The organism is Streptomyces sp. NPDC001093 (genome assembly GCF_040298985.1).
Classification (GTDB): domain Bacteria; phylum Actinomycetota; class Actinomycetes; order Streptomycetales; family Streptomycetaceae; genus Streptomyces.
On record NZ_JBEPBF010000056.1, the window covers coordinates 21433 to 41106 of the forward strand.

11 protein-coding genes are annotated in these 19674 nt (G+C 75.2%); 3 read left to right on the plus strand and 8 right to left on the minus strand.

Translation table 11 applies throughout. The annotated features are described in order from the left end of the window. Positions 1-163: 163 nt before the first annotated feature. Together ABT288_RS26035 and ABT288_RS26040 are read left to right on the plus strand one after the other, a co-directional pair. Positions 164-394 (plus strand): hypothetical protein, encoded by a 231-nt coding sequence (locus tag ABT288_RS26035; protein ID WP_351612219.1) that lies wholly within the window; start codon positions 164-166, stop codon positions 392-394. 53 nt (positions 395-447) lie between these two features. Further along, entirely contained in the window at positions 448-2571 is a 2124-nt protein-coding gene (locus ABT288_RS26040) for a condensation domain-containing protein (RefSeq protein ID WP_351612221.1), read from the plus strand. Between the two features lie 94 nt (positions 2572-2665). Here ABT288_RS26040 and ABT288_RS26045 read toward each other — a convergent pair whose 3' ends face one another. Then, complete coding sequence (locus tag ABT288_RS26045) at positions 2666-2893, minus strand: hypothetical protein (RefSeq protein WP_351612224.1); 228 nt, start codon at positions 2891-2893, stop codon at positions 2666-2668. Positions 2894-3285: 392 nt separating this feature from the next. Between ABT288_RS26045 and ABT288_RS26050 the strand changes: the two genes are divergently transcribed. After that, positions 3286-4515: a helix-turn-helix domain-containing protein gene (locus tag ABT288_RS26050; RefSeq protein WP_351612226.1), complete on the plus strand. Its 1230-nt coding sequence runs from the start codon at positions 3286-3288 to the stop codon at positions 4513-4515. A gap of 414 nt (positions 4516-4929) precedes the next feature. On the opposite strand, the gene ABT288_RS26055 is transcribed toward ABT288_RS26050, so the two are convergent. The 7 genes from ABT288_RS26055 to ABT288_RS26085 form a co-directional block, all read right to left on the minus strand. Continuing rightward, on the minus strand, positions 4930-6219 hold the full coding sequence (locus ABT288_RS26055) for an MFS transporter (RefSeq protein ID WP_351612229.1): 1290 nt from the start codon (positions 6217-6219) through the stop codon (positions 4930-4932). Then, complete coding sequence (locus ABT288_RS26060) at positions 6216-8033, minus strand: hypothetical protein (protein ID WP_351612231.1); 1818 nt, start codon at positions 8031-8033, stop codon at positions 6216-6218. Before ABT288_RS26060 ends, ABT288_RS26055 begins: the two co-directional genes overlap by 4 nt. Further along, positions 8030-9271 carry an ATP-grasp domain-containing protein gene (locus ABT288_RS26065; protein ID WP_351612234.1) on the minus strand — a complete coding sequence of 414 codons (1242 nt, stop codon included), beginning with the start codon at positions 9269-9271 and terminating at the stop codon, positions 8030-8032. The genes ABT288_RS26060 and ABT288_RS26065 overlap by 4 nt, the downstream gene beginning before the upstream one ends. Before the next feature lie 34 nt (positions 9272-9305). Then, entirely contained in the window at positions 9306-10283 is a 978-nt protein-coding gene (locus ABT288_RS26070; RefSeq protein WP_351612237.1) for a TauD/TfdA family dioxygenase, read from the minus strand. Between the two features lie 75 nt (positions 10284-10358). Further along, positions 10359-15650 (minus strand): non-ribosomal peptide synthetase, encoded by a 5292-nt coding sequence (locus tag ABT288_RS26075; RefSeq protein ID WP_351612239.1) that lies wholly within the window; start codon positions 15648-15650, stop codon positions 10359-10361. 302 nt (positions 15651-15952) lie between these two features. Further along, a complete protein-coding gene (locus tag ABT288_RS26080) occupies positions 15953-18691 on the minus strand; it encodes an AAA family ATPase (RefSeq protein WP_351612241.1) in 2739 nt (912 codons plus the stop codon). A 172-nt stretch (positions 18692-18863) separates the two neighbouring features. Then, positions 18864-19286, minus strand: coding sequence for a hypothetical protein (locus tag ABT288_RS26085; RefSeq protein WP_351612243.1), 423 nt, complete (start codon positions 19284-19286; stop codon positions 18864-18866). Between the last annotated feature and the right edge of the window lie 388 nt (positions 19287-19674).

Sequence of the window (19674 nt, forward strand, 5' to 3'; positions counted from 1 at the left end):
GACGTCGGGGAACGGGCTGGTGGCCGGCACGGTGGCCCGGACACCGCGAGGACGTCCCGCACGGACGAGCGCAGGTCGGGGACGGTTCGCGGGCCGCTGGAGAAAACGGACGGACGGGACGCGCCGGAGCTAGCGTGGGGAGGCTGAGTGTGAGGGGACGGCCATGGAAGAGCACCACATCGGCCGGCACATACCGCCGCCGGAGACGAAGCCGTACGCCCGCCGGATGCCCAGGACGTCGGCGTGCGGCGGACAGGGGCCGCCGGGGCGCGCCGCGCGGTCCGGAGCATCGCCGCAGGCGCGCCAGCTGACCTCCCCCGCCGCCTGGATCCGCCGCCGGGTGTCCCGTCCCCGCGGCGGATCCGCCAAGCCGTTCCGCCGGCCCGCCGGCTGAGCCGCGGGCGGCGGACGTCCCGCTCCGTACCGGTTGTCCACGAGGGGGAGGCGATGAACGACGGCCGGACCACCGGCGTGTGCGCGGTGATCGACCCCGAGCGGGGCGCTCACGGCGCCCTCCGACTGCACGGGCCACTGGACGCCGCCTGCTTCCACCGGGCCCTGCACCGCATAGCCGAGAGCCGCCCGGACACCCGGCAGGCGGGGCCCCGGCTGCTGCGGCACGGCCCCGACCTGCACACCGTCGTACTCCCCGGCGAGGCCGGTGCGTCGGCGCCCTATCCCGTCGGTCTGCTCGCCGACCTGCTCACCGCCGCCCCCGACTCCGTCCTCGACGGCGGGCCAGGGGCCGGGTCCCCCGGGGGCGCGGGGGACCGGTCCTGCGGGACGCTGCCGCGCACCGAGCCGGTCACCGCCCTGCAGCAACAGCGGCTCGCCGACGCCCTGGCCCGACCCGACCAGCAGGTCGAGCAGATCGTCTGGCGCTGGTACGGCCCCCTCGACACCGGTCGTTTCGAGGCGGCCTGGCAGGCCGTCGGCGAGCGCGAGAGCGTGCTGCGCACCGGCTTCCTGTGGGACCCCCGGCCACGCGCCGTGGTCTTCGACCGCGGCCCCCTGGACGTCGTACGCCACCGTGACGGCACGGTGATCCGGCGCGCCGCGCTGCTCGCCCGCGAACGCGCCCGCGCCTTCGACCTGCGCCGCCCCGGGCCGCTGCGGGTGGCGCTGCTGGACAGCGGCCCCGCGGACGCGGCGGCGCCCTTCACCGACGTGCTCGTCACCTATCACCGTGCCCTGCTCGACAGCTGGAGCGTCCGGCTGCTGATGCGCGAGTGCTGTCGCGCCTACCTCGCCGACGGCGTGCTGCCCGGTGGCGAACGCCGTCCCGACCTGGGCGACTGCGCCCGCTGGCTCGGCGCCCAGGACCTCGCACCGGCCGGCGACTTCTGGCGCCGGCACGCGGCCCACAGGGCCCTCGGACCCGCCCACCGGACGACCGCTCCCGTGCCCGCCCGCCCCACCGCCGCCGCCGGTCTGGCCGGCAGCGGTGGCACCGGCGTGCACCGCAGCGCGCTGTCCCCGGCCGAGAGCACGGACCTGGCCCGGTGGGCGGCCCACTGGGGCGTCGCGGACAGCAGCGTGCTCCAGGCGGTGTGGGCGATGCTGCAGTACCGCGCGTCCGGCGCCGCCCCCGGGCCCGCCGTCGTCGGCTTCGGCCTGGACTTCCCGGGGCGCGGACTGCTCCTGGAGGGCATCGAGGGCGTGCCCGGCCCCTTCGAGAACGCGCTGCCCGTCACGGTCGCCGTCGACGCGGCGCTCGCCCTGCCCGGGCTGCTGCGCGAACTGCGCGACCGGGCCATGGACATGGCCGCGTACGAATGGGTCGCGGACGGGGCACTGGACCCCGGCACCGGCCGCGGCACCGCGTCCCGGGCCGGCGGCCTGCTCGCCTTCGACTGCGGTCCGCGCCCCGAGGAGACGTACGGCGACGCGCTCGCCGCGCACGGAATCCGCCTCGAGGAGCAGGAGACCGCCGGATCGCCCGCCGGGTACGCCCTGCGGCTGCGCGCCGGCCACGACACGCGACGCGCTCTCGTGGTCACCTGTGTGTACGACCGTGACCTCGTCGACGGTGGAACCGCCCGCACGCTGCTGGCGCACACCGTCCGGCTGCTGCGCCTGCTCCCCGGCGCCGCGACCGGGACCACCACCGTCGGCGACACGCTGGCCTGGCTGCCGGACGACACGACACCCCCCGTGCCGGAGGGCTCCCTCGCCCGGGACGGGGCGCCACTGGTGTCGCTGCGCGGCGCGTCGGCGCCCGCCGCGGCGACCGTGTGCCTCGTCGACGTGCCGGGCGCGCCGCGCACGGGCCACTGGGAGCTGGTACGGCACTACCGCGGGCCGGAGGCGCTGACCGCGCTCCGGCTCGTCAGCGGCGAGGACACCGCCACGGCTGGTGCCCTGGGCAGGCTCGCCCGCTCGCGCGGCCGGCTGGTCCTCGGCGGATACTCCGGCGCCGGCGCCCTCGCGTGCGAACTGGCGCGGCACGTCACCGGGCCCGGGGTCCGCCCGCCCCTGGTGGTGGTCGGCGGCACCTGCGACGACCCCGACGGGCCCCGGGGCCTGGCGAGGGCCCTGCAGGAGGCGAGCGCGTCACCGGCCTGTGACTGACGGGCCGGGCCTGCGGCCGGGTCGGAATCGGTGGTGCCGGGAACGTGAGATCGGGTGCGCAGGATTCGGGCGCGCACCCTACGCCGGCCGGGACTCAGGCGCTGTGCGTGGCGCGGCCGTTCACGGTCGTGCGGTGGCGGGTGAAGGCGCGTACGGCGGCCCAGGTCGCCGATGCCGCCCCGGCCGGTGAGAACGCCGTGGCGAGCGAGGCCATGAGGAGGGTGTCCGAGGCGTCGAGGGCCTGTACGGGGGACTGCGCGGGGGCGGGGACCGGCACGGGGGAGACCGGGCGGGGGTGGTGCTGGGTCGGGGTATGCATCATGATCACCTCTACGGCCAGTCGATGTCGTCGTCGGAGGGCGCGCCGCGCGTCGGTCCCGGTCGGCCGGTGCGGCCCTCGCGGGCAGCATGGCGGGCAGGAACCGACTGCTTCATGTACGACTCCCGTGGACACGGACGGGAACAGCTCCCGTGACAGAGGACGGGCTGGTGCGCAGGCACCGCCGCTGACGCTCGAGATGCTGCCCGTATCCGGTAAAGACCCGCTCGAGGAACGCATGAGAGCCTCGTGAGGTTCGCACGAGGGCCAAGGCACGGCGCCTGGCAAAACATTGCCCGGCTGTTGCCCGTCCCCCTACGCTCGTTGCGGCTTTCGGTGGCTCGCCCGTCCCGCCCCACGGCCACCCCACTCGTTCGTCCCCAGGGAATGGTCACATGCTGCAACAGCCCGCGTTCGGCAGCCGTCTGAGGAAACTGCGCCAGGCCCGCGGGCTGTCCCAGACAGCGCTCGCGGGAGACGGCATGTCCACGGGATATCTCTCCCGGCTGGAGTCCGGCGCCCGCCAGCCCACCGAGCGGGCCGTCGCCTACCTCGCCGAACGGCTCGGCCTGGAGGTGGCGGACTTCGAGGAGCCCGCGGGCGGTTCGCTCGCCAACGCGCTGTCGCTGGTCGCCTCCACCGGCTCCGGCGCGGCGCTGGAGACGCTCCGCGAGGCCCTGGCCGCCGAGGGACACGAGGCGCCGGTGCTGCGCTGGCAGGCGCTGTGGCAACTGGCCCGGCAGCGGCGGCTCCAGGGCGACCACGCCGGCGAACGGGAGTACCTGGAGGAGCTGGTGCAGCTCGGCGACGCGGTCGGGCTGACCGCGCTGCGGGTGCGCGGGCTGACCCGGCTCGCCCGCTGCCTGCGTTCGCTCGGTGACATCAACGAGGCCATCGACGCCGCGATGACCGCCCACCATCTCGCCCGCGAGGACCATCTGGACGTGGAGGACCGTGCCGCGGTGCTGCTGGCCCTGGTCTCGGTGGAGGGCGAGGCCGGCCGGACGCCGGACGCGCGAGCCCACGTCGACGAGCTGGTCGAGCTGGTCGCGGGCCGGTCGGACGCGCTGTGGGCGGAGGCCATGTGGACCGCGGCGGCGGTGCGTGTCCGGCAGGGCGACCACGCCGCGGCCCAGGGCTACCTGGAGGAGGCGCTGGAGAAGTTCGCCAGCGGGGAGGACCTGGTGCTGTGGCTCAGGCTCAGGCTCACGGCCGGCCGGCTGCACCTGGAGAAGCTGCCGCCGGACCCCGAGGCCGCCGAGCGGTGCCTCACGGCCGCCGAGTCGGCGCTCGCGTTCGTCGGCACACCGGGACTGCGCCAGCAGCTGACCGCGCTCAAGGCCGACCTCGCCTTCGTCACCGCCCGGTACGACGACGCCCGCGTCCTGCTCGGCGAACTCGCCCTGGCGGAGCCCCGGATGACCTACCGGGAGCGGGTACAGATGGACATCCTGCGCCACCAGCTGCTCATCCGCTCCGGCGACGACAGCGGTATCCAGGGCCTGCGGGCCCTCGCCGAGCAGGCCCAGGCCGATGCCAACATCGACCTGGCCGCGCAGATCTGGCGCATCCTCGCGGAGTCCCTGGCCCAGTCGGCCACGGAACGCGGCTCGACGGCGGTGTGATCCGCCGTTCGCCGGCGCACGGCGAGGCCGTGAGACCCGTGGTCCGGTGCTCGGCCGGCGGATGCCGGTGGTCCGGCGGTCGGCGGACAGGCCCTGGTCCGAGCCGCTCGGCAGTGGACCGCTGCTCGTGGGGCCGGACCGGTCGGCGGGGTCGGCGCTCAGTGGTGCTTGCCACTCGCCGGGTGCGCGGAACGTTCGGCGCGCGGTGTCCGGGGAGGCTGTGGGTCCGGGGTTTGGTGGTGGGCCGGCGGATGCCTGTGGCCTGGTGGTCGGCGGATGGGCCGTGGTCCGGGCTGCTGGGCTGCGGGCCGCTGCTTGCGGGGTCGGGACGGTCGGTGAGGGTCCGGTCGGGGGTGGTCGCGGGTTTCGGGGCGGGGGCGCTCGCAGGCGGCCCCGTGCTGTCCGGCGGGGCGGTCAGCGGGTTGCCGGCTCCGGTGCCGGTGACGTCGGGAGGGTCGGTGCCGGACCCGTCGTCAACGACCTCACCTGGCGGCTGCACAGTGCCGCCGCCGTCACCAGGGCCACCAGCGTCGCACCGGCCAGCAGGGTGGTGTGGATGCCGAGGTGGCCCGCCAGGGGCCCCGCGGCCATCTCGCCCAGGGGCAGGGCCACGAAGGAGCCGAGCGCGTCGTAGGCGTAGACGCGGGCCAGCCGGTCGGCGGGGATGTTCTCCTGCAGGGAGACGTCCCAGGCGACCCCGAACTGTTCCAGGGCCAGCCCGTTGGCGAACATCGCGACCGTCAGCAGCAGGGCGCCCGGTGCCTCGGCCAGCACGACCAGCGGGACCGCCTCGACCGCAACCAGGGCGACGCCGAGCAGCAGGGCACGCCGGATGCGGGAGCGGGCCGCGAGGATTCCGCCGGCCACGGCACCCGCCATCTGCGCGGCCAGCACGGTGCCCCACGCCCCGCGGCCGAAGGTGTCGTCGGCGACGACCGGGCCGAGCACCTGCACGCCGCCCGCGACCACCGCGTTGACCACCATGAACTGCAGGACCACGATCCACACCCACGCGCGCGAGGTGAACTCCCGCCAGCCTTCGCGCAGTTCCTGCAGGGGGCGCGTCGGGCCGGCGGCTCCGGTCTCCTTCGCGGGCGTGGCGTTCACGCCGAGGAAGCACAGAGCCGCGCCGCAGAACGCCACCGCGTTGCCCGCGAGCCCCCAGCCGGGTCCGAACACCGCGGCCACCACGCCGGCCAGCGAGGAACCGGCGATCGCGCCGAGGTTGGTGCCCATCCGCATCACGGCGTTGGCCGGCCGGATCAGCCCGGTGGGCACCGTCTGCGGGGTGAGCGCGGCGGACGCGGGCAGGGACAGTGCGGCGAGGGCCCCGTTGACGGCACTCAGCACAACCAGCAGCGGGATCGACGCCGCGTGCAGCAGTACGCTCGCGGCGATCGCGGCCTGGACACCGGCGGCGGCCAGCGCCGAGCCCTGGAGCACCAGCGTGCGCCGCACCCGGTCGGCGACCACCCCGCCGATCAGCAGCAGCGCCACGTTGGCGAGCGAGCGCGCGCCGACCACCAGGCCCAGGTCCGTGGTGGACCCGGTCGTGTCCAGGACGGCGAAGGCGAGGGCCACCGGAGCCATGGCGTTGGCGAAGTACACCAGGAGCCGGCCGGCCGCCAGCCGCCGGAAGGGGCGGTGCGCGAGCGGCGCCCACGAACTGCCCCGAGCCGGGTCCCCGGCCGCCGTCTGCGTCATCGTCGTCCTTCCTCCGGATGCAGCGTGAAGTGCACCCGGGACACGGAGATGCCCAGGTCCTGTACGGCGTACGGGCAGAAGTAGTAGGCCTGCGGGGTCGCCTCGCGGGACGGTGTGATCGTGAACTCGGCGTGCACCCGCTCGCCGGCCCGCTCCGCCCGCACCCGGCGCAGCACCGGGCCGACCTTCGCGTCGAGGTACACCGGCAGCACGATGCCCAGGTTCACCGTCCCGGCGCGGCGCGCCTCGGCCTCGACCACCACGTGGAGGGTACCGCCGGCCGTCACCCGCTCCGCCGCCTTCACCGTCAACTCGGCTGAATCGGCGAGGGAGTTGGCGACATCGCCGCAGCGCGGGCAGACCACCTGCACCGTGTCGGTGACCACCGGCACCCGGCCGCGCCGCCGGTAGGCGACGAGCGGGCGGCCGCAGGCGCACGGGGTGTCCAGGGCGGCGGGCTCCTCGGCCACGCTGCGTTCGCCGAAGTAGGTGGGGAACTGCAGGACCGGGTCGTCGTGGTGCCTGGCGAAGCGCTGGGCGAGGGCCAGGTCCAGGGAGGTGGTCTCCCTGGCGACGGCGGCGAGCGCCTCCTCGGCCTCCGGCGACTTCACCACCGTACGCACCACGTCGTGCAGCAGGGTGTCCGACAGTGCCCGCAGCCGGGGCCGCAGCGGATGGTCCGGGCCGAGCAGACCGCTGTCCAGCAGGCCGGACAGCCGGGCGCCGAGGGTGTGCAGGGGCAGCGGTTCCGCGGTCGGCTCCGGTGTCGCGTCCGCGTCCGGTCCGGGCTCCGCCCCGGAGGACCGCAGGCCCGCCTGTACGAACGCCGGGTACGGATTGATGTCCCGCAGACGCTCGTTGACCGCTTCGACGGTGCCGTCCGCGAGCCAGGCCAGGTTCTCCGGGCGCTGGCCGTCGCAGGCGGTGAGGGTGGCCACCACCGTCTGCGCCGGGCCGTCCAGGGCGTTCAGCAGGATCAGGTACTTCGGGTCGTACATGGCGTGCCCGGCGAGGGCGCCGCTGAAGCAGTTGGCCAGGACCAGTTCGGCCGTCCGGATCGCGCGGGCCGGGATCAGCTTGTCCATGGGCTTGGTGCAGCCCAGGCCGTAGGCGCACTTGGGGCCGGGGGCGCCGGGCAGGGCCGGGACCGGGCTCGCCCCGCACAGGGTGAACAGGCCCAGGTTCAGCTGGTCGTCCTTGCCGTTGCCGTGGAACAGCACCCGGCGCCACACCCGGCCCAGCGCCAGCTCCTTGACGTCGACGCGGCGCACGTCCTCCGCGCCGCACCACACGTCCGCGCCCGGCACCGGTGCCGCCGCGTCCAGCTCGGAGACGACGCCCACCGCGGCGCCCGGGGCGGCCCGGGCGTACTGCTTGGCCACCACCCAGCTGAGGCTGTGCACGTCCCGGCCGGTCAGCAGGAACAGCGGCCTCGACGAGCGGTACGCGGCCTCGACGAGCGGTTGCAGCTCGTCGCCACGCAGGTGGCCGTAGGTGCCGGCGAGCAGCACGGAGCCGTCCTCGGGCAGCGCCGCCGGGTCGGTCACCCAGTGGCGGGCCAGAGGGGTGAGCAGGGCGCGCAGCGCCCCGGGCAGCTCGTCGGCGCCGAACAGGACGCCGGTGTCCGCGGCTTCGGGGCTGCGCCGGCCGGCGTAGACCTGTTCGGCGAGCGCGATGCCGTCCAGCAGGTCGGTACGGCCGCCGGTCCACACCGGCAGCGGACCGTCGCCGGCCGCGCCCGCCGCCACGGCCCCGGCGTAGTCGTCGAGTGCGCCGTACGGGACGAACAGCGGCCCTGCCGCCGGGGCGTTCACGACTCGTCCACCTTCAGCTCGAAGTGGCGCAGCACGGCGTGCATCCGCTCCTCCACCTCGTCGGCGGTGGCACCCTCGACGTGCACATAGCCGGTGGAGGCGTGCGAGGCGCGCGGCGGGTCGAGGACGTCGCCCGGCGCGGCGGTCAGCCGGGCGCCGATCACGCCGGGCAGCCGCAGCAGTTCCTCCTCGGAGGTGATGTGGACGACGCGGCCGGGTGCGGTCGGCAGCAGCAGGTCGCCGACGGCACGGTCGAGGGTGTACTCGGGCACCGGCACCCGGTCGACGTAGGTGTCGAGGATGACGTGCAGGAAGTCGAAGCCGTAGGCGAGGCCGTGGTTCATCGGCACCTCGCAGCCGCTGAGCCGGGCCGCGACCTCGCTCATCACGAACTCGCCGTCGTCGGTGAGGAAGAACTCGCCGTGCAGGTAGCCGTAGGGAATGCCGAGGCCGTCGGTGAGCCGCTGCGCCAGCGCGCGGGCGTCGACCGGGATCTCCTCGCCGGGCGCGTAGGTGATGTTGGCGTTGATCTTGCCGTCCAGGACCTCCAGGATCGGCACCGGGTTCTTCGACAGGTAGGCGTCCAGGACCACCCCGCGGGCGACGACCGCGCACAGCTGGAACTCCCGGCCCCGGATGTACTCCTCGGCCATCCAGTCGAGGCCCGGGTCGAGCGGTGGTACGTCCGCGAGGTCCTGCGGGGAGTCGAGGCGGTAGGTGCCGATGCAGGAGTCGGAGTCGACGGGCTTGAGGATCACCGGCCAGCCGTGTTCGTCGCCGAACGCGACGACGTCCTCCAGGGCGTGCACGGGGCGGTAGGCGGCGTGCGGGATGCCGAGTTCGGCGTACCGGTCCTTCATCGTCATCTTGTTGCGCACCCAGCCCACCTGTTCCTCGCTCAGGTGCGGCAGGTCCACCAGGGCGGCGAAGCGCTGGGCGGTGGCCTGCAGCGCCTCGTTGGGGTTGCAGAAGTGGGTGGGCCGGGGCAGCCCCTTGGTGCCCTTCATCCAGCGCAGGTAGCGGGCGGCCTCGTCCTGCAGGGACGCGGAGGTGTCCAGGGTGAACGTCGGCACGTGCGCGGTACGGGCGATGTAGTCCTCGGTCAGCTGGACGGTGTCGAAGCGCAGCAGGACGACGTCGACGTCGTCGCGGGCGAGGACGTGGTCGGTGAAGGTGGCCCGGCGGCTCTCGACGAGCAGGACGGCGGGGCGGGCGGTGGGGGTGCCGGTGGTGTGCATGGTCGTCTCCAAGTCTGCTGGGGCGCGCGGGAGTTCAGCCGATGACCCGGGTGGAGCCGTCGAGTCGGCCGGGGCGGGTGCGGCGCAGGTCGCGGACGAGGTTGACCCGCTTCAGCCAGCGGTCGCCGCCGTCGAACCCGGCGCGGAAGGAGCGCCGGCCGTGCACCACGTTGCGGTTGTCGACGAAGCAGATCCCGCCGGTGGGAACGACCACGTCGGTGAGGTTGGCATCGAGGTGGGCGATGATGTGGGCGAGGGCCTCGGCGGCCTCCGGATCGCCGTCCTGGGCGCGGAAGAAGTCCCGGTCGACACGGAGCACCGGCTGGTCCGGATGGCCCTCCAGGACGGGCACCGGCTCCGGGACGAAGGCCCCCTCGGCGAACTCGTGCGCGGAGTCCGGCAGGGCCACGAAACGCGGCTGTGACAGCACCGCGCGGATCCGGGCGGGCAGCCGGTGCACGTCGACGTGGGCGACGGTCGTCGGCACCCCGCTCTCGTTGCGCAACGCGAACAGACCCACCCAGTCCGCCCGGTACGGCGAGAACGCGTCCTCGGTGTGCCAGGCCAGCTCCAGTTCGCTGGAGGCGGAGATCAGGCTCTTCTCGAAGCCCTTGCTCGGCAGGATGTCGGTCACCAGCCGGCCGTCCTGCTGGGTGGCCCAGCCGGTGACATCGCCCAGCAGGGCCGCGTACAGCACGAGCAGGAAGCCGTGGACCTGGCTCGCGTCGGTGTTCGCCTCCCGCCAGTGCCGGGGGGTGGCGCCGAGCGCCGCCTGGTCGACCAGGTTGCCGCAGACCAGGGTGACATGGGTGGTCTCGTCGCGCCGCGCCGAGTTCAGGTGGCGGCGCACGGTCAGCGGCAGCTCGTGCGCGAGCACGGGCGCCTCGTCCAGGAACCGCGGGTCGTCCGCCGCCTTGTACGACTCCAGGCAGGCCGCGGCCAGCGCGTGCGCGGCGCGGGCCTCGCGGGGGGTGAGGTCGAGGACGTGGTGGCGGTCGTCGGTGGCGGTCATGGGATCCTCCGGGAAAGCGCGTCGTCGGTGGCTGCGGGGGTGCTCGCGGGAACGGTCGCCGGGCCGGCCGCCGACCTAGAACGGGTCGCCGAGCTGCTCGTTGATGTGATCGAGACACAGCTCGTAGATGTCCTCGGCGTGGGTCTCGTACCAGCCCTCGGGGACGAAGGCCGTCGCGGGCCACAGGGCGCGGTGCCCGGTCGCGTCGGCGAGTACGACGAAGGTGGCGAACTCGTCGGCGAACGGGTCGTCGGCGGCCGGGCCGTCCAGCACCCGCAGGTTGCCGTCCTCGTCCAGGCGCGCGGCGCGGCCGGTGCGCCACATGCGGGCGGTGCTGCCGTCCCGGCCGCCGAACGGGTCGGGCAGGAACCGTTCACCGCTGGCCCCGGGAGCCCCGGCGTAGCCCTGGGCGACGCCCGCGCCCGCGATGTACAGGGACCCGGTCTCGCCCGGGGCCACCGGCCGCAGCAGCGGGTCGAGGAGGTAGGCGCGGTATCCGGGGGCGGGCCGGGCCGCGGCGCCGGGCACCCGCTCCACGACGAGCCTGCCCTCGGCCCAGCCACCGCTGACGGTCAGCGCGGCGCCCTCGGTCCGGGCCAGCGCCATCAGCGCGCACAGCACGTCGTCGGCGCCGCCCAGCACCACCCGGGCCCCCCGCTGCCGCAGCCAGCCCAGCACCTCGTGCGGCACGTCCTGGCTCAGCGAGCCGTCCGGCACGTGCACGCGGGCGCCGCAGGCCAGGGCGCTCAGCAGCCCGATCGCCGCGTCCCCGTCCGGGTAGCCGTGCACCAGCCAGGCCGCGTCGGCGGGTGCGGCCAGCGTCGCCGCGGCGACCGCCTCGCTGCCCACCGCGACCGTGCCGTCCTCGCCGGGCACCAGCAGCAGCGGGTCACCGGCGCGCAGCGGCCGGGTCCGGTCGGCGTCGGCCACCGGCCAGTGCCCGGCCGGCGGCAGCCGGTCGGCGGCACCGTCGCGGACCAGCCGGGCCGCGCCGGGCACGGCGGGCAGCAGCAGGTCGGCGGTCTCGTCGAGCAGCAGCACCGCCGGGCGCAGCGACTCGGCGAGGTCCAGCGACGGGTCGGCCGGCAGCAGCGCGGCACCGGTCTTCGCCACGGCGACCGCGGCCACCGCGAACCCGGCCGGCGAGGACAGGGCGGTGAGCACACAGGTGCCCGGGCCCGCCTTGTGCTCGATGAGCGCGTGCGCCAACAGGTCGGAACGGGCGTCGAGTTCGGCGTAGGTCAGGCCGGCCAGCGCGAGCGCCTCGGGGGCCCGCGCCACCTGGGCCGCGAACAGCGCGGCCACGTCCTGCTCCGCGAGCGGCACCTGCGCACCCGCCCACACCCCGCTCCCGGCGGCCTGGCCGGGCAGCAGCCGCAGCCGGCTGAGCGGGGTGGCAGGCGTGTCCAGGGCGGACCGCAGCAGGGCGGTGAGCTGGCCGGTGAGCGAGGCGGCGGCCGTCTCGCCGACCGTCTCGTGCCGGAAGACGGCGGTGACGGTGATGCCGGCCGGGACGCCGGTGGGGCTCTGCCGCTCCGTCAGCGTCAGCCCCAGGTCGGCGGCCGGGGCCGGCGGCGTGCAGTGCTCGGCCTGCACGGACAGCCCGGCCGCCTCGAACCGGGCCGCGCACTCCTGGAGCACGGTCAGCGCGACCCCGCCGGGCAGCGCCGCCAGCGCCGCCTCGCCGTCCCGGTAGGCCGCCAGGTCCCGCTCGCGGACCCGGCGCAGCAGCTCGGTGAAGGCCGGGTCGCCGGAGGTGTCCACCGACAGGGCCAGGACCCGGCCGAAGGGGCCGACCGCCTCGCGCAGCGCGGCGGTGTCCCGGGCCGGGACGGGCGCGGCCACGGTGACCCGGCCGGATGCGCCGAGCCGGGTCAGCAGTGCGGCGAGCGCGGCGTGCACCACCATGAACAGGGTGGTGCCGTGCTCGGCGGCGAACCGGGTGAGCCGGGCGTGCAGTTCCTCGTCCAGTTCCGCTTCCAGGGTGCCGTGGGAGGCGTCGCCGGCCTGCGGCGCGCTGCCCGGCAGCGGGGTGGGCGGCACGTCCCCGAAGAGGGCGCGGGGCGCCGCGTCCAGCCCGGCGGGGGAGCGGTGCGGGGTGTCACCGGTGGCCCGCGCTCCGTAGGCCCGGGCGAGTTCGGCGGCCAGCGGCAGGCGGGACCACGGGTCGACCGAGCCGGCGGGCAGGGCCAGTTCCAGCAGGTGGTCGTCGGCGGAGAGGGTGCGCAACCGGGTGCCGGCCGCGCCGAGCCGGGAGTTGCGCAGCGCCTCGTGGCGCCGGCCGAGGTCGACCAGGGCCGCCTCCAGGGCGCGGGAGTCCAGCGCGCCGCGCAGCCGCAGCGAGAACTCCGCGCTGTCGCCCGCCGTGGCGCCCGGCCCGGTCGCCACGGCGGCGCAGTCGCCGACGAGCGTGGCGAACGCGGCCGGGGTCGGCGCCTCGTACAGCGCCCGGCTGCCCGGGTCGGCGCCCAGCGTCTCGCGGGCCCTGGACAGCAGCCGGGCCGCCGCCAGCGAGTGGCCGCCGATGCGGAAGAAGTCGGAGTCCGCGTGCACCTTGTACCGGGGCAGGCCCACCACCTCGGCGAACAGATCACGGACGATCTCCTGGATCGGTGTGCCGGGCTGGGTGCCGGGACCCTCGGCGGTGATGGCCGGCGCGGGCAGGGCCTTGCGGTCGATCTTGCCGTTGGCGTTCAGCGGCAGGGCGTCCATGGTCGTCAGCGCGGAGGGGATCATGTAGTCCGGCAGCCGTTCCTGGAGGTGGGTGCGCAGGGCGACTTCCAGGTCGCCGGTGCGGTCGAAGGCGGTCGGGGTGTTGGCACAGCTCACGGCGTCGGCGACGGGGGCCGCGTACACACCGGTGAGCGGGCCGGCGGGGATCCGGTCGGGGTCGAGGAAGACCACGTCCAGGAGTTCGGGGCTTTCGCCCCAGGTGGGCAGGGCCCGGTAGCCGAGGCGTTCGGCGGCCTCGCACAGTGCCTCCGGGTCGGGTGCGGGCGCGTCCTGGGCGGCCAGGTCGATGCTCTCGCGCGGGTCGTAGAGGGAGTGCATGGCCGTGTACTCGTCGTGCACCCGGCGGTTGGGCACGCCGGCCAGGCGCAGCATCGCGGGCCGCTCGGCCGCCAGGCGGTGCTCCGCCTCGGCGGCACTGGAGATGTCCAGGCCCCAGCGGGCGACGGGCGCGGTGGCGAGGTCGGCGACCGGTTCGGCCGTGCAGAGCACCGCCTCGTAGCGGTAGCGGGTCAGCTCGTTGTGGTGCAGGCCCCGCTTGGCGCGTACGTCGACCGCGCGCACGGCGGGCAGGTCCCGGGCGAGGGTGTCGAACAGGGCGGGGGAGAGCAGCAGTTCGGTCTCCCCGGCGACCTGCTGGTCGATGGTGCGGCGCAGCGCCTCGCGGTCGCCCCGGGCGGCGCCGGGCCGGGCCAGCGCGATGCCGGTCTGGAAGCAGCGGGCGAGATCGAGGTTGCGCAGGTCACCGAGGAGCAGTGAGCCGCCCGGGGCGAGCAGCGGCAGGGCCCGCTCGACGACGGTGCGCAGGTAGGCGAGGCTCGGGAAGTACTGGATCACCGAGTTGACGACGATCGTGTCGAAGCGGCCGGCGGGCAGCCCGGTGGTGTCCTCGGCGCCCCGGCAGTCGAGCCGGACCTTGCCCTTCAGCACCGGGTCGGCCTCCACCTGGGCGCTGAGCGCGGCGACGACGGCGGGGGAGAAGTCGGTGGCCCAGTACTCCTGGACCTCCTCGTCGCGGGCGAGGTGGGCCATCAGCAGTCCGGTGCCCACGCCGATCTCCAGGACCCGGCGGCGCGGCAGCTCGCGGATCCGGTCGAGGGTGGCGTTCTGCCACTCCCGCATGTGCTCCAGCGGGATCGGCAGGGCGTCGTAACTGCTGTTCCAGCCGGTGAAGTTGTCGCCCAGCCCGGCGGCCGCCGCGTCGTCGTAGAGCGCCTCGTAGATCTCCTTCCACTCGGTGATCTGCGCGTCCTCCTCGGCCGCCGCGGCCGCGGCGGCCGGTACCACGTGCGCGACCAGGCGCTTGTCGCCGTCCTCGGTCTCGTGCAGGGACACCGCGGCGGCGGACACGGCCGGGTGGGCGGTCAGCACCGACTCGATCTCGCCGAGTTCGATGCGGAAACCGCGCAGCTTGATCTGGTTGTCCACCCGGCCGACGAACTCCAGCGCGCCGTCTTCGCCCACCCGCACCACGTCGCCGGTCCGGTACAGCACGCCACCCGTGCCGGTGAAGCGGTCCTCGACGAACCGCTGCGCGGTCAGCTCCGGGCGGTGCAGGTAGCCGCGGGCCACGCCCGGCCCGCCGAGCAGGAGTTCACCGGTGCCGCCCGGGGCGACCGGGGTGTCGTCGGCGTCCACGACCACGGCCGTGGTGGCGCCGATCGGCCGGCCGATCGGGATCGTACGGTCGCCCTCGGCGGGCTCGCTGACCTGGTGCCAGGTGGCGAACGTCGTCGTCTCGGTCGGCCCGTACACGTGCAGCAGCCGCTCGGGCGCACCGGCCGCGAACACCTCGCGCACCCGGCGTGGGTCGCAGGCCTCGCCGCCGAACAGGACGGTGCGCAGCGGCGCGAAGGCGGCCGGCCGTTCCCGGGCGATCAGGTTGAACAGGGCGGTCGTCAGGAAGATCACGGAGATGCCGTGGGCGCGGACCGCGTCCTGGAAGCGGCCCGGGTCGGTCACGGTGTCCTTGCCGAGGCCGACCAGCCGGGCGCCCGCGGTGAGCGTCGTCCACACCTCGAAGGTGACCGCGTCGAAGGCGGGATTGGCGGCCTGGGCCACCACGTCGGCGGGGGTCAGCCGCAGGTAGTCGGTGGACCGTACGAAGTCCAGCACCGCCCGGTGCGGTACGACGACGCCCTTGGGGGTGCCGGTGGTGCCGGAGGTGTAGCAGACGTAGACGGCATCGTCCGGGCCGGCCGTCCGCTCGGGCAGGGCGTCGGAGCGCCGGGCGATCTCGGGGGCCTCGGCGTCCAGGGCGACGACCACCGTGTCCAGGCCCGCGTAGTCCGCGGCGTCCGGCCCCTCGGTCAGCACCGCGGCGGCCGCGCTGTCCCGCACGATCAGCCGGCGCCGCTCGGCCGGGTTGGCGGGGTCGACCGGCACGTAGGCGGCGCCGGCCCGCACGATCCCGAGGAACGCGGTGACCATCTCCGGACCCGGCCGCAGCGATGTCAGCACACGGTCGCCGTGGCCGACACCGCGGGCGCGCAGATGAGCGGCGAGGCGGTTGGCCGCGCGGCTCAGCTCTCGATAGGTGAGGCGGCCGCCGCGGCCGTCGGCGTGCTCGGGGTAGTCGACCGCGATCGCGTCGGGCCGCTCGTGGACCTGCTGCTCGATGAGGCCGGAGATGGACATCAGTACCCGCTCCTTACGACAGCGCCTTCCGGCTTGGCAAAACCTTGCCTGAATACTGGCAACGGCATCTTGAAGCGGTGTCTCGGAACGGTGGAGCGGCGATGGAACCGCAGGTGGCGCGGGTGGATTGTTGCCAAGCCGAGGGACGGGAGTTGCCAAGTCCGGCACGGGACGGACTGTCCCGGCATGCGAAAGCGGCTGTGCCGCGGAGGAAGGGGCCTCCGCGGCACAGCCGCTTCAGGGGAAGGGGACGGGACGGGACGTTCGAGGTGAGGGAGGGAGAACGGCCGGGGCGCCGGCGGTCAGCCGCGCACGGGTGCGGTCCCGGCCGGCTGCGCGGACAGGTCCGCCCGGCCGGAGACGCCCAGCTTCCGGTAGACGCGGGTCAGATGCTGCTCGACCGTGCTGACCGTCACCCCGAGCCGGGCCGCGATGCCACGGTTGGTCAGCCCCTCCGCCGCCAGCGCCGCCACCCGCCGCTCGGCATCGGTCAGCGGCACGTCCCCGGCGGTGAGCACGGTGGCCGGACGGCCCGACCCGGGCAACAGCTCCTCGCGCAGACCCACCGCACCCATCTGCTGGGCCAGGTTCCACGCGGCCCGCAGGGTGGCGGCCCCCTGCGAGGGGCGGTCGTCGGCGTGCAGGGCGTGCCCGAGGTCCGCCAGGGAGCGGGCGGTCTCCAGCCGGTCGCCGGAGCGCCGCAGCAGCTCGACGGACTCGCGCAGCAGGGCGGTGCGCGGACCGGGGCCGCCCGTCGCGGCCAGCAGACGCAGCGAGGTGCCCCGCACCCACGGGTACGTCGCGCCGGGCAGGGCGAGCTGCTCCTCGGCCAGCGTCCGGGCCCGCCCGAGCCGGCCCATCCGCAGCAGCGCCTGCGCGGCGTCCGTGCGCCAGGGCAGCAGGGCCGGCCGGTCCGCCTGCCAGGACTGCAGCACACGGCCCGCCTTGCGGAAGTCGGCGAGCGCGAGGTGCGGCTGCCCCAGGGACAACTGGTGCAGTCCGCGGGCCCGCAGGTAGCGCAGGCCGTACAGGCTCGTCAGCGCCTGACGGGTCACCGGGTACCGGACGTGCCGGGCCGCCTCGTCGTGGCGGCCGAGCGCGCCGCAGGCCTGGACCAGCACGGCGGCCGGACCGTAGTGGAAGGTTCCGCCGCCGGTCGTCGGCAGCGCGTCGAGCGCCGCCGTCGCGTGCTCATGGGCACCGGACGCGTCGCCCACCCGCAGCAGAGCCTCCGCGTGCAGATCCGCGCAGACGGCGCGCCAGCCGGGCGCGCCGCTGCTCTCCGCCTGGGTGAGCAGCTGTCGGCTCGCGAAGACCGCGCGCTCGGGCCGGTCCGAGTACAGCAGTGTGCGTACGGCGTTGACGAGCGGTGCGAAGGCGGCGTCCGCCAACGGCACCGTCCGCAGCAGCGTCTCGCAGTCACCGGCGCGGGTGTCGAGCAGCGCGCCGAGGAGCGAGCCCGGGGTACGGCCGCCCTTCCCACCGGGGCCTGCCGTCCCGCCCAGCAGGGCGGCCGCCTCGGGGACCCGGCCCTGGGCGAGCAGCATCGCGGCGGGTTCCGCGGGGTCCCAGCCGGCCGGCCGCGCCGAACGGGGCCCCGTGACCAGCGCGGTCAGCCGCTGCTCCGCCGTCTCCGGATGCCGGCGCGCGGCCAGCCGCGCGAACCGCAGCGCGACACCGGCACGCTCGGCCTCGTCGGGGCAGACGTGATGCGCGAGCACGAGGAGACGCTCGGCGTCCTCGAGGGCGTGGTACGCGCCGGGCACTGCGGCGACCTGGGGACGGCCGGCGGCGGGGTGGGCGAGGCGGGTGGCCCGGGGAGGGGTGTGGGTGGTGCGAGGCGTGTGCGGGAGGTCCGGGCGGGGTGGTGCCAGCAGGTCCTCCGCCGTCCGGACGAGCAGGGCGAAGTCCTCGGGGACCACGGGGACGCGGATGCCGTCCGACAGCGGGGCGAGCAGGTGGTCCGCCACCACCCCGGCCGGGGCACCCGCCGCGCCGAGCGCCCGTGCGGCCCCCCGGTGCAGGTCCGCGCGGGCGCGCGGGGACGTCTCGGCGAGCACGGCGGCGGCGACGGACGGGTGCCGGAAGCGGAGGCCGTCGAGCACTCCGCAGGCGCGCAGGGCGGCCAGCGCGCCGCTGGTGTCCTGGGGCCGTGGCGGGCCATCGGCGCCGAGGAGGTCCAGCATGCGGGTGACCAGGGGCTCGGTGGCGCGGTCGGCCAGTGTCGCCACCGCGCGGGCGACCGCCTGCCCTCCCGGTCCGCTGCGGTGCACGCAGGCGAGGACGGCGTCGGCGAACGGGCCCTCGGGTGCCGGCTCCGCGGGCCGTACGGCGGCGTCGGCGGCGTGGGCGGCGTCCTCCTGGAGCAGGGCGCGCAGCAGCAGCGGGTTTCCGCCGGTGATGGAGTGCAGTTCGCCGGGAGTACGGCCCGGACGGCCCGGGGCCGGCCACTGCTGGGGCGGTGTCGCGGCGGCCTGTGCCGTCTCCTGCGGGGTGAGCAGGCCGAGCCGGATACGGCGGACGTGCGGCTGCCGGAGCAACTCCGGTGTGAACAGCGGCTCCTGAGCATGGTCGGTGGAGGCGGACACGGTGGCCACCACCAGCACCGGGGCCGGGCGGACGTGCCGTATGAGATGGCGCAGGTGGTGCAGGGACTGCGAGTCGGTGTGCTGGACGTCGTCCAGGCACAGCACCACCGGCCCGTCGAGGGCGAGGTCGCACAGCTCCGCGCAGAACGCCCGCATCGCCTCCCCGGAGGGCACGGCGTCGTCGGCTTCGGTGCGGGCGAGTGCGAACACCGGTGCACTGCACACCAGTTGGCGCAGCACACCGAGGGGCACCCGGCGTTCCTGCTCGGTGGCGGCGGCGGTGAGGACCAGTGCTCCGGCGGCTGCGGCCCGTTCGGCCACGGCGTCCAGGAGATGGCTCTTGCCGCAGCCGGCCGCGCCCTCGATCAGTACCGCCCGGGAACGTCCCACCGCGCAGATGGTGAGGACCGCCTCGAGGGCTTTGGCCACCGATGCTCTTTCCGCCTCCGTCATGAACCCGCCCCTTCACCGCAGCCGCGCTGGTCCGGGCCAGCATCGAAGCCGCTCCTCTAACAGAGGTGGAGCGGGGACGGAGGTGACACCGCTCCGGGAACGCCGAAGCCCCCGCGGCGGCACGGTGGCCGGCGGGGGCGTCACGGGGCGGGCGCGGCGGCCCAGGCGCGCATCAGACGGAGGCGACCTTCGGCCAGTCGATGGAGGCGGGCTTGGCGGCGGCCGGGGCGACCGGCCAGTCGATGGAGGCGGGCTTGGCGGCGGCCGGGGCGACCGGCCAGTCGATCGAGGCGGGCTTGGCGGTGGCGGGGGCGATCGGCCAGTCGATGGACGCGGGCTTGGCGGTGGCGGTGGTGGCGGGGGCGACCGGCCAGTCGATGGACGCGGGCTTGGCGGCGGGGGCGATCGGCCAGTCGATGGACGCGGGCTTGGCGGTGGCGGGGGCGATCGGCCAGTCGATCGAGGCGGGCTTGGCGGTGGCGGTGGTGGCCGGCCGGCCGAGGTGGGCGCTGTCCGCGGTGGCGACACCGGCGGTGGTGAAGGCGGCGGCGGCGACGGTGGCGGCGATGGTGGCGATCCGGGCGATGCGGTTCATGGCGGGCTCCTCGGTGTCAATTCCGTGTTCGTTGCTTGGCAACCTCTTGCCAAGAAGGTTGGCAAGCAAATCTCGTGAATTGGTGGGGAATTGGTCGATTTCTGATCGAGGCGGCCACCAGAAACGCCCAAGGAGGGGGTTCCGCGGACCGGAGTTGCCAGATGAAAGTCGCCTTGAACTGCGAAAACGCTGCTTCTTGGCAGAATTCGAGATGCTCTGGCAACGCTTGGCAACTCCTAGTGGAGAGAGCCGGACACGGCCGAGCCTCTTGCCTGCCGGCCCTCAACTCGAGTCCCGCCGGAGCCGTTGTTGCCCGATGTTGCCAACTCCCCACTCTCGGAGGCAAGGTATTGCCAACTACTCGGCAACAAATTGCCTCAGCCACGGG

Excerpts from the sequence above, each read along its gene's own strand:
- ABT288_RS26040 (WP_351612221.1), top strand. The coding sequence starts at position 448 with ATGAACGACGGCCGGACCACCGGCGTGTGCGCGGTGATCGACCCCGAG.
- ABT288_RS26050 (WP_351612226.1), top strand. The coding sequence starts at position 3,286 with ATGCTGCAACAGCCCGCGTTCGGCAGCCGTCTGAGGAAACTGCGCCAG.
- ABT288_RS26075 (WP_351612239.1), bottom strand. The coding sequence starts at position 15,650 with ATGTCCATCTCCGGCCTCATCGAGCAGCAGGTCCACGAGCGGCCCGAC.
- ABT288_RS26085 (WP_351612243.1), bottom strand. The coding sequence starts at position 19,286 with ATGAACCGCATCGCCCGGATCGCCACCATCGCCGCCACCGTCGCCGCC.
- ABT288_RS26080 (WP_351612241.1), bottom strand. The coding sequence starts at position 18,691 with ATGACGGAGGCGGAAAGAGCATCGGTGGCCAAAGCCCTCGAGGCGGTC.
- ABT288_RS26035 (WP_351612219.1), top strand. The coding sequence starts at position 164 with ATGGAAGAGCACCACATCGGCCGGCACATACCGCCGCCGGAGACGAAG.
- ABT288_RS26070 (WP_351612237.1), bottom strand. The coding sequence starts at position 10,283 with ATGACCGCCACCGACGACCGCCACCACGTCCTCGACCTCACCCCCCGC.
- ABT288_RS26065 (WP_351612234.1), bottom strand. The coding sequence starts at position 9,271 with ATGCACACCACCGGCACCCCCACCGCCCGCCCCGCCGTCCTGCTCGTC.
- ABT288_RS26055 (WP_351612229.1), bottom strand. The coding sequence starts at position 6,219 with ATGACGCAGACGGCGGCCGGGGACCCGGCTCGGGGCAGTTCGTGGGCG.
- ABT288_RS26045 (WP_351612224.1), bottom strand. The coding sequence starts at position 2,893 with ATGATGCATACCCCGACCCAGCACCACCCCCGCCCGGTCTCCCCCGTG.